Source organism: Acidaminobacter sp. JC074, from assembly GCF_022496765.1.
Classification (GTDB): domain Bacteria; phylum Bacillota; class Clostridia; order Peptostreptococcales; family Acidaminobacteraceae; genus JABXKX01.
This window is the reverse complement of the sequence record NZ_VANV01000014.1, coordinates 50,239-64,015: the sequence shown is the minus strand read 5'-3', so window position 1 is coordinate 64,015 and position 13,777 is coordinate 50,239. Positions and strand designations below refer to the sequence as shown.

The following is a 13,777-nucleotide window of genomic DNA, read 5'->3' as shown; positions in this document are numbered from 1 at the left end:
GTTCTTTATGGCTTAAGTATATTGGAGAGAATTAAACTGACATTAAAATAAATATTAAAAAAATATGAAAAACGAGTTTTCATATTTTATAGTAGCGGTAATTCAATTTTTAAGAAGAAACCCTCATGTGGCGTAGAATGACAAGAAATGGTGCCTTTATGAGATGAAACGATATCTTTTATCTGGCTAAGACCTAGGCCGTGATGTTCTTTTCCCTTCATACTATAAAGGGGTTTGAAGATATTATTAAGCTCTTTTTCCTGTATACCGTTGCCGTTATCATGGTAATTGATTAAGAGTGTTTCCTGTTTTTGAATAAGTTCTATCCTTATCTCTTTGTGTTCTAAACCTTTAAAACCATGTTCTATGGAATTCTGTATAAGATTATTAAAGATTTTATAGTACTCTCTCTTTTTACCTTTGATAATCAAATTGTCTTTACTGATTAAAATGATCCTATGCTTATGGGTTGAAAGAAGGGGGGCGTAGGTTGTGATCAAGTTCTTTAAATAGAAGTTTAAGTCAAACTTGTCTGTGTCATCATTTTCATGATGGTCAGAAAAAACTTGAAAGGCGGAAATCAGTTCATTGGCACTTGTTAAGCTTTTCATGAGCATATCAGAAGAATACTCAATATGATTAAGCTTTTCTAGAAGTAGTGATTTTGAAAGCTTGCCATCATTAAATTGATTTAAAAGCTGTTCGTTTGATTTAACAATATAAGATGCATTGGTCAAGCTGTTTCCCAGAGGTTCATTGAGTTCTGTAGATATCCTGTTAATCATTTGACCTAATGAGGCCATTTGATCAGCTTCGTCAAGCTTGCTGTTATAAAGTACATTCTTTTGATGCTGGTATTTAACTTGATACCTGAGTACAAGAATGTAAACCACAAGTATAGTAACAATTAATACAGATGCCCAAATCACATTGGCATGTCTTTCTATAAAAGATTGTGGCTTGTTAATAATGAGTGAATTCTCTGGTAAATGTCTGTCTGTAAAGCCTGCTGCCTTTAAAGCTGAGTAATCATATTTATGAAGGTTGGCGTCAAAGGTCTTAATAAGATTGTCCTTGAGTTCACCAGCAAAATAATTGGTCATAATGGTGTTGATGGCCTTACCATGTTCATAACCTGATGTGAGCTTACCTCCGACAATACCATGGTTAAAACTAAAATCATAAAGACCGAATACAGGTACTGTAGAAGCCTGGGTAATACGCTCTGTCATAATATTTGTATCGTAGGAAGTACCAATTGGATCAACAATATAGAAGGCTAAGAGAACTATGGCATTTGGATCATCAATCTGACGTAAGGCAAACTCTATTTCATCAAGGGTCTTGTTGTCGTAATAAACAACATTAAAATGGCTGGAGAGCTTTTTCTTGATTTCTGCAGTTGTAGATTGACCAGTTGGACTAGAATCAGCTACCACATGAATGGTGCGCAGTACCGGCATCAAAGTAGTGGCTGTATCGATTGTCTCTTCAATAGATACTTCTTCAATGATGCCATATACATTTTGATAATCATCAAAATTATAAGCATCTGCTGAATTGATACCAACAAAAAAGATGGGTGCATTCCCATAAAAGTCTCTATTGTTAATGGCATACTTAAAAGCAGCATCATCAGTCGTGATAATAGCATCTATCTTTAAGTCGCTGTATTTATGTACCATGAGCTTATGAAAAGCTCTAATGTCTTCATCAGAATAAAAGTTTTTAGCATCCATATATTCAACTCTTACGTCTAGGTTCTGATCAATGGTGTCCATAATACCGTTCATGGTTTCACTGGTCCAATTGTAACCTTCGTTGTATGAGTTGATGATTAATATGCGCTCTGGATTTTGTCCCTCTGCTAGAGTAAATGAGAACATAAATGCTAAAAGAATGAGTAAAATTTTTTTCATATGACCCCTCCATCTTCTTATATACCCAAGTCTTTTGTCGATATGCAGATGGTATGGGAAATTATGCCGTTGTTTAAGAAGGCAAATCTTGCTATAATGTGATAGGGAAGGTGACGTATGAAACTTAGTTATAATTTGAATTTACAGCAAACGCAAAAACTTGTTATGACACCTGAACTCAAGCAGTCCATAGAAATACTTCAGTATAATGCTATGGAACTGAATGAGTTTATTAATGATGCGCTACTTACCAATCCCATTCTAGAAAAAACAGATACCTCTAAGGTTGAAGAGCCTAAGAAGGATGACTTAGAAAGTAAGATGGATAAAATCGATTGGACTCAGGTTTCAGACGATATTCAGATAAAATCACGTACAAGGAAGTATCAAGAAGCAGCGGAACAAGTTAACTACGATAATTTTGTTGCTTCAGAGATTACTTTACATGAACATCTTTTGTCACAGCTTCAATATACTTTAATAGAAGAAAAGTATTTTAGGGTGGCAACCTACATTATTCAGTGTATTGATCCAAGTGGTTATCTTCATATGGAAGATCAATACGTGATGGACCACTTTAAAATTGATGAAGATACCTTAGAAGAAATCATTTTGACGGTACAGACCTTTGATCCTGTAGGTGTAGGTGCTAGAGATTTAAGCGAATGTCTTTTGATACAGGCTGTCTATAAACACATCGAGGACAAGCTTGTCTATAAAATAATTACAGACTATTTAGAAGATGTTGGTGCCAACAAGTTAAACAAGATTGCCAAAGATCTAGACGTAACCATTGAAGAGGTAAAAGAAGCCATAAAAACCATTAGGTGTTTTGAGCCTAAACCAGGAAGAGCTTTTGCATCCTTAAAAGATATTGCCTATATAAAACCTGATGTAACCTTAAGACGCATCGATGGTGAGTTTACCATTTTAGTTAATGAATCTACAGCACCAAAGTTATATATCAATAATTTTTACAAGCAAATGCTTAATGAAGCTTCTGTTAATGAAAAGGCTTCTGAGTACATTTCAAAAAAACTCGGTGCGGCACTTCGATTGATAAAAAGTATCGAGCAAAGACGTAACACAATTTACAAAGTGGTGGAGGCAATTCTAGAATATCAACTAGATTTCTTTGAAAAAGGTCCCATCTATTTAAAAACTTTAACGCTGAAAACGATTGCCGACCAAATTGGGGTTCATGAGTCGACAGTCAGTCGTGCAACGAGTGGTAAATATATTCAATGTCCCAATGGTTTATATGAGCTGAAATATTTCTTCCAGTCTGGTGTAGCTACCAATAGAGGAGAAGGTGTTTCTGCAGAAAGTATTAAGATCATAATCAAGGAAATGATTGAAAAAGAGCCATCTGAGAAGCCTTTGAGTGATCAAAACATTTCTCTTGAGTTTGATAAAATAGGCGTTAAAATATCTAGGAGAACGGTTGCTAAGTATCGAACAGAACTTGGAATTCCATCGACTTCTAAAAGAAAGAAATTTTAAACCGATTTTCGTGTAAAAAATGTATAAAATTTGAGTTTTTCTATTGCATGTTATTCAAATTATGATACAATAATACACGTTAAGAGGTTTTTTTTTGGAGTTGATGGGTCAAAAAACGTATCTAGGGACGAAAACCGACCCGATAGTGAATGAGGTGCTGTGTTGAAGATAGAAAGTGAATTGAAATTTAGTGAAATTGCTGAGGTCTTAAAGCAAGTCGCACCCGAAACTATTGAGCTTCTAGAAAACAGATACAATATCTTAAAAGTTGTAAGTTTACTACAGCCAATAGGCAGAAGAGTTCTTTCTACTAAAGTAAACTTAACAGAAAGAATCATTAGAAAAGAAGCCAACATTTTAAAAGAACAAGGTCTGTTGGAGTTTTCACTAGAAGGCATGACCATAACAGATGCCGGTTTAGAAACCATAGAAGTCTTATCGGTATTCTTTAGAAAGATAAGAGGTATTCACGAGTTAGAAACCAAGCTTAAGGAATACTTAAATATAAAGAAGGTTATTATCGCACCAATGGTTAACGATGATAACGAATTGACTTTAGATGAGATTGGTAGAAAAGCTTCTTCTTATACTAAGAAGCTAATTGACAAAGATAAGGTCATAGGTATTACTGGCGGGTCGACAGTTTATACAGTCATCAATCAGTTTAAGCCTAAGAACAGAGAACAAGATAATTTAATGATACTGCCTGCTAGAGGTGGTCTTGGTAGAAAATCTGATTATCAAGCCAATACCCTGGTAGAGAAGTTGGCAGAAAAGTTAAATTGTCAATACAAGCTTCTTTATACACCAGACTGGATCTCAGAAGAGGCAAAAGCAACACTTTTAAAAGAGCCTGAAATAAAAGAAATTGTTTCAATGCTCGAAAAATTGGATATATTAATCTTTGGAATAGCACGTGCAGATGTTATGGCAAAGAGAAGACAATTAGACGATGCTTCTATAACAGATATTGCTTATAAAGAAGCTGTCGCAGAGGCTTTTGGATATTACTTTGATAAGGAAGGTAATATCGTACATGAGATTACAACCATTGGTGTTGAACTTGAAAAGCTTAACCAAGTTAAAGAACTGATTGCAGTAGCTGGCGGAGTAGATAAAGCCGAAGCGATTGCAGCGGTTTGCAAAATAAATAGAAATCTTGTCCTAGTGACGGATGAGGAAGTAGCAAAAAAAATATTGAACAATATTTAATTGTAAAATGGAGGAAGAATAATGAAAACAAGAGTAGCGATTAACGGATTTGGTAGAATTGGTAGATTGGCATTCAGATTAATGTTTGATAGCCCAGAGTTTGAGATTGTAGCACTTAATGACTTAACAGACGCTAAGACATTAGCTAACTTATTAAAGTATGACTCTGCTCAAGGTAAGTACAAGCAAGATTCAATCACAGCTGGCGAAGGTTCAATCACAGTTGATGGTCAAGAAATCAAGATCTACGCTGAAAGAGATCCAGAAGCATTACCATGGGGTGAGTTAAACGTAGACGTAGTTATTGAGTCAACTGGTTTCTTCAGAACTAGAGAGTTAGCTGAAAAGCACATCAAAGCTGGTGCTAAGAGAGTATTAATTTCTGCTCCTGCTAAAGGCGACATGAAGACTGTTGTATTCAACGTAAACGATGATATCTTAGATGGTACTGAAACAGTTCTTTCAGGTGCTTCTTGTACAACTAACTGTTTAGCTCCAATTGCTAAAGTATTAGACGATAACTTTGGTTTAGTAAAAGGTTTAATGACTACTATCCATGCTTACACAAATGACCAAGTTACATTAGATGGTCCTCACTCTGACTTAAGAAGAGGTAGAGCTGCTGCTTCAAACATCGTACCTACAACTACTGGTGCTGCTGTTGCTGTTGGTCTTGTTTTACCACAATTAAAAGGTAAATTAGATGGTGGTGCTATGAGAGTTCCAACTATCACTGGTTCATTAGTAGACTTAACTGTAGAGTTAGGTAAAGAAGTAACTGCTGAAGAAATCAACGCTGCAATGAAAGCTGCTGCTAACGAGACTTTAGGTTACACTGAAGACCCAATCGTATCTACAGATGTTATCGGTATCGAGTATGGTACATTATTTGATGCTGGTTGCACAAAGGTATTAGAAGTAGAAGGCAAGCAAATGGTTAAAGTTGTTATGTGGTATGACAACGAAATGTCTTACACTGCACAAATGGTAAGATTAGCTAAGAAAATGGCTTCTTTCAACGCATAATTAATGTTTTAAATAAGTGTCATAGCGGGTTTTCCCGCTATGACGTTTGTTCTGATGTTTATAATTTATTCCCCAAATTATTAACACATGGATGACCTAGATTATAAGTTACTTTAACGAGTGGCTATATACTGGTGATCAGAACTTAATAATTAAGCATTGTAATCTAATTACTTTCCCCCAATTGTAATTATATTGTGAAACGATGACTTAATTATTAACTTTTGATAATCAAAAACAACTTATAAGAATAATGATAGGAGGATCCTGGTCTTATGGCTAAGAAAAATGTAAGAGATCTAGAACTTAAAGGTAAGAAAGTTTTAATCAGAGTTGATTTTAACGTACCAATGAAAGATGGCGTTATTACTAACGATAACAGAATCGTCGCTGCACTTCCAACAATCAAGTATATCTTAGAGCAAGGTGGTAGAGTTGTAGCATTTTCACACTTAGGTAAAGTAAAGACTGAAGAAGATAAGTTAACAAAGTCTTTAAAGCCTGTTGCTGAAAGATTAGCTGAGCTTTTAGGTCAAGATGTAACTTTTGTTGCTGAAACAAGAGGTGAGGCTTTAGAGGCTGCTGTAAATGCTTTAAATGATTCTGAAATCATGTTATTTGAAAATACTAGATTCGAAAAAGGTGAAACTAAAAACGATCCTGAATTAGGTAAATACTGGGCGTCATTAGGTGATGTATTTGTAAACGATGCATTCGGTACTGCTCATAGAGCACATGCATCAAACAAAGGTATTGCATCTCACTTAGGTGCTGCTGCAGGTTTTCTGATGCAAAAAGAAATTGACTTTATCGGTGGTGTTGTAGAAGCGCCTGAAAGACCATTAGTAGCTATCTTAGGTGGTGCTAAGGTTTCAGATAAGATTGGTGTAATTAACAACTTAATCGAAAAAGCTGACAAGATTCTTATTGGTGGCGGTATGATGTTTACATTCATGAAAGCACAAGGTAAGGAAATCGGTAAATCATTATTAGAAGAAGATAAAGTGGAACTTGCTAAAGAGTTAATGGACAAAGCTGCTGCTAAAGGTGTTGAGCTTATTCTTCCAGTAGATGCTTTAGTATCAAAAGAGTTCTCAAACGAAGCTCCATTTACTACAGTTTCTGTAGATGCTATTCCTGCTGATGAAATGGGTCTAGATGTTGGCGCTGAAACAGTTAAATTATTTGCATCTAAATTAGAAGGTGCTAAGACAGTTGTATGGAATGGTCCTATGGGCGTATTCGAAATGTCAAACTTCGCTGGTGGTACAATTGGTGTTTGTGAATCAATTGCCAACTTAGAAAATGCAACAACTATTATCGGTGGTGGTGATTCTGCTGCTGCAGCAATCCAATTAGGTTTTGCTGAGAAATTTACACACATTTCAACTGGTGGTGGTGCATCACTGGAGTACTTAGAAGGTAAAGTATTACCTGGTATTGAGTCAATTGATAACAAATAGGAGGCTATCATGAGAAAACCAATTATTGCTGGTAACTGGAAAATGAACAAGACAATCAAGGAAGCTGTTGAGTTCGTTAACGAAATTAAAGGTCAAGTTGTAGATACAGATGTAGAGGTTGTACTTTGTGCACCAGCTACAATGCTTAAAGATATGAAAGAAGCTGCTAAGGGCTCAAACGTTAAGATTGGCGCTCAAAACATGCACTTCGAAGAGTCTGGTGCTTTCACTGGTGAAATCGCTCCAGCAATGTTAAAAGAGATCGATATGGACTACGTTATCATCGGTCACTCAGAGAGAAGACAATACTTCAATGAAACTGATGAAACAGTTAACAAGAAAGTATTAAAAGCTTTAGAAGTAGCTATCAGACCAATTATGTGTTGTGGTGAAACTTTAGAAGAAAGAGAATCAGGTAATATGGAAGCTGTTGTTAAGACTCAAATCACAGGAGGTCTTAAGGATGTTCCAGCTGAGAAACTAGCTGAAGTAGTTATCGCTTACGAGCCAATCTGGGCTATCGGTACTGGTGTTACAGCTTCAAGTGAGCAAGCAAATGATGCAATTGCATTTATCAGATCTTTATTAAAAGAAATGTACAATGAAGCAGTGTCTGAAGAAGTTCAAATTCAATACGGTGGTTCTGTAAAGCCAGCTAATGTTGAAGAAATCATGAACCAATCAGATATCGATGGTGCTTTAGTAGGAGGCGCAAGCCTTAAGACTGATAGCTTCATGCAATTAGTTAACTTTTAAGGAGACATTATGAAAAAGCCAATAGCTTTAGTTGTCCTTGATGGTTGGGGAATTAATAAGCCGAGTGAATCCAATGCGATTCATTTGGCTGATACACCTAACATGGACGCATATTTTAAGCAGTATCCTAATACTAAACTTCATACAAGTGGTTTAGCAGTAGGTTTACCAGATGGTCAAATGGGTAACTCTGAAGTTGGTCATCTAAACATTGGTGCTGGTAGAGTAGTTTATCAAGCACTGACAAGAATTACTAAATCGATTAATGATGGTGACTTCTTTGAAAATGAAGCACTTCAAGTAGCGGTTAAGAATGTAAAAGAAAATGATTCTGCTTTGCATTTAATGGGACTTTTTTCACCGGGCGGCGTTCATAGTCACACGGAACATTTAAAAGGTTTATTACAATTAGCAAAAAAAGAAAACGTTTCAAAAGTATATGTTCACGCATTTTTAGATGGTCGTGATACACCACCTCAATCTGCAATTGACTTTGTTAAAGACATGGAAGACTACATGGCAAAAGAAAACATTGGCCAGGTAGCAACACTTTCTGGACGTTATTATGCTATGGATAGAGATAAGCGTTGGGAAAGAGTAGAAATTGCCTATAACAACCTAGTTTTAGGTAATGGTAAGAAGGCAGAAAGCGCTGTTGAGGCTTTAGAAGCTTCATATGCTGAAGAAGTTTATGATGAGTTTGTAATGCCTACAATCATCAATGAAGATGCTACTGTAAAAGATCATGATTCTATTATCTTCTTTAACTTTAGACCAGATAGAGCAAGAGAAATTACAAGAGCTTTTGTTGATAAAGATTTTAATGATTTCGAAAGAGCAAAAAAAGACGTTACTTATGTTTGTATGACTGAGTATGACAAAACAATTGAGAACGTATCTGTTGCATTTAAACCAGAAATCTTAAAGAATACATTAGGAGAGTACTTATCTAAGCAAGGTAAGACTCAACTGAGAATTGCTGAGACTGAGAAGTATGCTCATGTAACTTTCTTCTTTAACGGTGGTGTTGAAGAAGCTGAGGAAGGTGAATCGAGAGTTCTTGTTAATTCACCAAGTGTTGCTACTTACGATCTTAAGCCTGAAATGTCAGCTTACGAAGTAACAGATGCTTTAGAAGCTGAGATTGACAAGGATATTCACGATGTGGTCATCTTAAACTATGCTAACCCTGATATGGTAGGGCATACAGGTGTCATTGATGCAGCTGTTAAGGCTGTAGAAACTGTAGATACATGTTTAAAGAGAATTGTGGATAAGGTTCTTTCTAAGGGTGGTACGCTGTTAATTACAGCTGACCATGGGAATGCAGAAGAAATGGTGAACGAAGAGACCGGTAAACCACAAACTGCACATACAACTTATGATGTACCACTTTTAATGATTGGTACAGACAGAGAACTTAACGAAGGTAAATTATGTGATTTAGCGCCAACACTTTTAGAACTGATGAACTTAGATGTTCCAGAAGAAATGACAGGGAAATCACTTTTAAAATAATTAAACTATTATGGAGGTAGAACTATGTCAAGAATTATTGATGTATATGCTAGAGAAATACTTGATTCAAGAGGTAATCCAACTGTAGAAGTTGATGTACAATTAGAGTGTGGCGGTTTTGGTAGAGCTGCTGTACCATCTGGTGCTTCAACTGGTGAAAGAGAAGCTGTTGAGTTAAGAGATGGCGACAAAGCTAGATACTTAGGTAAAGGCTGTTTAAAAGCTGTTAAGAACGTAAATGAAATTATCGCACCAGAAGTTGTTGGTATGTCTGCATTTGATCAAGTTGAAATCGATAGATTAATGATCGAATTAGATGGTACTAAGACTAAAGCTAAATTAGGTGCTAACGCTATCTTAGGTGTTTCACTTGCTGTAGCTAAGGCTGCTGCTAACTCTTTAGGTCAACCACTTTACAAGTACATCGGTGGTGTTAACGCTAAAGAATTACCACTTCCAATGATGAACATCTTAAACGGTGGTTCACATGCTGACTCTGCTGTAGATGTTCAAGAGTTCATGGTACAACCAGTTGGTGCTACGACTTTCGCTGAAGGTTTAAGAATGGGTGCTGAAATTTTCCACCACTTAGGTAAATTATTAAAAGCTAATGGCGACTCTACAAACGTAGGTAACGAAGGTGGTTACGCGCCTGCTAAGATCCAAGGTACTGAAGGTGCTTTAGATATTATCATGGAAGCTATCAAAGCTGCTGGTTACAAGCCAGGTGAAGAAGTTACTTTAGCATTAGATGCTGCTGCTTCTGAGTTCTGTACTAAAGATGGCGAAGATGGTCAAAAGACTTACCACTTCCAAAGAGAAGGTGGTCACAAGAGAACAACTGATGAAATGGTTGACTGGTATGCTGGTCTTGTTGAGAAATACCCAATCACTTCTATCGAAGATGGTTTTGATGAGAATGACTGGATTGGTTTCGCTAAGTTATTAGACAGAGTTGGTGATAAGGTTCAAGTTGTTGGTGATGACTTATTCGTTACAAACACTGAGTACTTAGCTAGAGGTATTGAGAAGAAATCTGCAAACTCTATCTTAATCAAGTTAAACCAAATCGGTACATTAACTGAAACTTTAGAAGCAATCGAAATGGCTAAGAGAGCTGGCTTCACTGCTGTAGTATCTCATAGATCAGGTGAAACTGCTGATGATACAATCGCTGACGTTGCTGTAGCAACTAACGCTGGTCAAATCAAGACAGGTTCTGCTTCTAGATCTGATAGAATGGCTAAATACAACCAATTATTAAGAATTGAAGAAGAATTAGGCGCTACTGCAGTATATGCTGGTAGAGGTGTATTCTACAACTTAAACAAGTAATAAATTCTACCCAGCAGACGCTGAGTCTGCTGGGTATTTTTCTAAAATTAAATAATTCAAACACTGTCCTTATATTGGGTGACAAAACCTCGTTACTAAACTAATTGAATTTTGTGATTTTTAGGGAGTTATAAATAGTTTACAAGTAGAAAAATGTAAGCGTATTTTTTATTGCTTTTAAAGAGTCCTTGTGATAGAATGTTTATGTTAAATACGACGGAGGCTATTTTGTGGTGCCATTTTTTATTTTATAGAAAATACCGTTGTATAAATTATAAGTATAAGGAGGTACTGCAATGAACGTAGTAATCAAAGTATTATTTGCGCTTTCAAGTTTGGTGTTAATCGCTAGTATTTTAATGCAATCTGGAAAGTCAGCAGGTTTATCAGGTTCTATCGGCGGTGGCGCTGAGCAGATTTTTGGTAAGAATGAAGCTAAAGGCTGGGAAAAAGTATTTGATAGAATGACTAAAATTGCTGCAATAGTATTTTTACTTTGCTCACTTTTAGCATATGTATTTGTATAATTTTTTTAGTCTAGTTTAGTAATTAGGGGGACAGTCGATGTTTGAATTAGGAGTATTTCCATTAATTGCAGCCGGTGTCGGGGTACTGGCTTTACTTTTTGCGCTGTATTTAGTTGTTTCTAAAATTAATACAGTGGATGTAGGAACAGAGAGAATGAAAGAGATTTCTACATACATTCAAAAAGGTGCAATGGCGTTTTTAATGAGAGAATACAAAGCTTTAGCAGTATTCGTAGTAGTATTAGCAGTTATTATATTCTTTGGTCTTGGAGCAAAGACAATGTTTGCATTCGTTCTTGGTGCATTATTCTCTACTTTAGCAGGTTTCTTCGGTATGAGAGTTGCAACAAAAGCTAATGTAAGAACCGCTAATGCCGCAAAAGAAAGTGGTATGAACAAAGCATTATCAGTAGCATTCTCAGGTGGTGCTGTAATGGGTATGAGTGTTGTTGGTTTAGGTGTTGTTGGTGTATCTGTGATATTCCTTGCATTTAGAGATCCAACAATTTTAACAGGTTTCGGTTTAGGTGCTTCATCTATCGCCTTATTCGCAAGAGTAGGTGGTGGTATTTACACTAAAGCAGCAGACGTAGGTGCTGACTTAGTAGGTAAAGTTGAAGCTGGTATTCCAGAAGATGATCCAAGAAATCCTGCAACAATTGCAGATAACGTTGGTGACAACGTAGGTGACGTTGCTGGTATGGGTGCTGACTTATTTGAATCATATGTTGGTTCAATTATCGCAGCAATCACATTAGGTTCATCATTAATGATTAATGGTTCTTCATTCTCAAATGAGGGTGTATTATTCCCATTAACATTAGCAGCAGTAGGTATTGTTGCATCAATTATTGGTACATTCTTCGTTAAAGGTAAAGAAGGTTCTGATCCGCATAGAGCTCTTAAGATGTCTACATACGTATCAGGTGCGTTACTTTTAATCGCAGCATTTGTATTCTCTAATATGTACTTTGGATCATTTAACGCAGCATTTGCTGTAGTAGCTGGTTTAGCTGCTGGTATCTTAATTGGTCAAGTTACTGAAGTTTATACTTCAGAAGAATATAAGCATGTTAAGAAGATTGCTGAGCAATCTCAAACAGGTCCTGCAACTACAATCATTTCTGGTTTAGCTGTAGGTATGTTCTCAACAGCTGCTCCAATTATCTTAATTGGTGTTGCTACATTAGTATCATATGGTTTCATGGGCTTATACGGTATTGCACTTGCTGCAGTAGGTATGTTATCAACAGCTGGTATCACTATCGCTGTAGATGCTTATGGTCCAATCGCGGATAACGCTGGTGGTATCGCAGAAATGTGTGAACTTCCTAAAGAAGTTAGAGGTATTACAGATAAGCTTGATGCTGTAGGTAATACAACTGCTGCAATTGGTAAAGGTTTCGCAATCGGTTCTGCTGCACTTACTTCACTTGCATTATTCGTAGCATTCGCAGAAACTGCTGGTTTAAGTGGTATTGATATTCTTAATCCACTTGTAGTTGTTGGTTTATTTGTTGGTGGTATGTTACCATTCTTATTCTCAGCAATGACTATGGAATCAGTTGGTAAAGCTGCTGGTGCAATGATTGAAGAAGTTAGAAGACAGTTCAGAGAAATTCCAGGTATCATGGAAGGTAAAGCGACGCCAGAGTATGAGAGATGTGTAGATATCTCTACTGGTGCAGCACTTAAAGAAATGATTTTACCAGGCGTTATGGCTGTTGTATCACCACTTCTTATGGGCTTCTTATTTGGTCCTGAAGCATTAGGTGGTATGTTAGCTGGTGCCTTAGCATCAGGTGTTGTTATGGCGATCTTTATGTCAAACGCAGGTGGTGCATGGGATAATGCTAAGAAATACATTGAAGAAGGCCATCATGGTGGTAAAGGTTCAGAAGCACATGCTGCCGCTGTAACTGGTGATACTGTAGGTGACCCATTCAAAGATACATCTGGTCCATCAATTAACATCTTAATCAAGTTAATGACAATTGTTTCATTAGTATTTGCAGAGTTAATGGGTTCAGGTATTTTAGCTAACTTATTCGTTAAGTAAATAATTATAGAGCTATCTCTTAGGAGTTAGCTCTTTTTTTAGTTTTTGAATTTAAATCTAAAGAAAAAATTAACTCATACTTTGGAAAATAGATTTCTCATGTAGTGTAAGGTAAAATGGTAGATGTTTAAAAAGAGTATGACAGTAAATGGAGTAGTTATGTTAGAATCATTTGGTGGCATTATATTAATCATTTATTTTCTTCTATTAGTGACGGTACTAAATATAGTAGATTATAAATACTTGAACCTAAGAAGAAAATTTTATAAGAAGAATAGGGTTTTTAAAGTGATTGGTCTGATAAGTCTTTTCATTTTATCAGAAGCCATAATGGGAGAAATGACTTTATATAATAAGGGATATTTATATTATACGAAATTAGGACTGCTCGTTTTTTTCATCTCTTATTATGAGGTAAGTTATTGTAAGTAAACGACTGTCTTACAAGTGGTTTTGTCA

General features: G+C 36.2%; 10 protein-coding genes. 9 read left to right on the top strand and 1 reads right to left on the bottom strand.

Going from position 1 to position 13,777, the window contains the following annotated elements:
- Positions 1–86: 86 nt before the first annotated feature.
- Positions 87–1,919: a HAMP domain-containing sensor histidine kinase gene (locus EZV73_RS16310; RefSeq protein ID WP_240841471.1), complete on the bottom strand. Its 1,833-nt coding sequence runs from the start codon at positions 1,917–1,919 to the stop codon at positions 87–89.
- A 117-nt stretch (positions 1,920–2,036) separates the two neighbouring features.
- Here EZV73_RS16310 and rpoN point away from each other — a divergent pair, with 117 nt between their 5' ends.
- The 9 genes from rpoN (at position 2,037) to EZV73_RS16265 (ending at position 13,318) form a co-directional block, all read left to right on the top strand.
- A complete protein-coding gene (gene rpoN / locus EZV73_RS16305; RefSeq protein WP_240841470.1) occupies positions 2,037–3,422 on the top strand; it encodes an RNA polymerase factor sigma-54 in 1,386 nt (461 codons plus the stop codon).
- A 159-nt stretch (positions 3,423–3,581) separates the two neighbouring features.
- Positions 3,582–4,634 carry a sugar-binding domain-containing protein gene (locus tag EZV73_RS16300; RefSeq protein WP_240841469.1) on the top strand — a complete coding sequence of 351 codons (1,053 nt, stop codon included), beginning with the start codon at positions 3,582–3,584 and terminating at the stop codon, positions 4,632–4,634.
- A 21-nt stretch (positions 4,635–4,655) separates the two neighbouring features.
- On the top strand, positions 4,656–5,660 hold the full coding sequence (gene gap / locus EZV73_RS16295) for a type I glyceraldehyde-3-phosphate dehydrogenase (RefSeq protein ID WP_240841468.1): 1,005 nt from the start codon (positions 4,656–4,658) through the stop codon (positions 5,658–5,660).
- Between the two features lie 275 nt (positions 5,661–5,935).
- Positions 5,936–7,123, top strand: a complete 1,188-nt coding sequence (gene pgk, locus EZV73_RS16290; protein ID WP_240841467.1) for a phosphoglycerate kinase — start codon at positions 5,936–5,938, stop codon at positions 7,121–7,123.
- A gap of 9 nt (positions 7,124–7,132) precedes the next feature.
- Positions 7,133–7,879, top strand: coding sequence for a triose-phosphate isomerase (gene tpiA, locus EZV73_RS16285; RefSeq protein ID WP_240841466.1), 747 nt, complete (start codon positions 7,133–7,135; stop codon positions 7,877–7,879).
- A gap of 9 nt (positions 7,880–7,888) precedes the next feature.
- On the top strand, positions 7,889–9,397 hold the full coding sequence (gpmI, locus tag EZV73_RS16280) for a 2,3-bisphosphoglycerate-independent phosphoglycerate mutase (RefSeq protein ID WP_255813565.1): 1,509 nt from the start codon (positions 7,889–7,891) through the stop codon (positions 9,395–9,397).
- A gap of 24 nt (positions 9,398–9,421) precedes the next feature.
- The gene (gene eno, locus EZV73_RS16275; RefSeq protein ID WP_240841465.1) at positions 9,422–10,732 is read left to right on the top strand and encodes a phosphopyruvate hydratase; all 1,311 of its coding nucleotides are present in this window, start codon (positions 9,422–9,424) and stop codon (positions 10,730–10,732) included.
- A gap of 296 nt (positions 10,733–11,028) precedes the next feature.
- Positions 11,029–11,259, top strand: a complete 231-nt coding sequence (secG, locus tag EZV73_RS16270) for a preprotein translocase subunit SecG (RefSeq protein WP_240841464.1) — start codon at positions 11,029–11,031, stop codon at positions 11,257–11,259.
- 37 nt (positions 11,260–11,296) lie between these two features.
- Entirely contained in the window at positions 11,297–13,318 is a 2,022-nt protein-coding gene (locus EZV73_RS16265; protein WP_240841463.1) for a sodium-translocating pyrophosphatase, read from the top strand.
- Positions 13,319–13,777 lie beyond the last annotated feature (459 nt).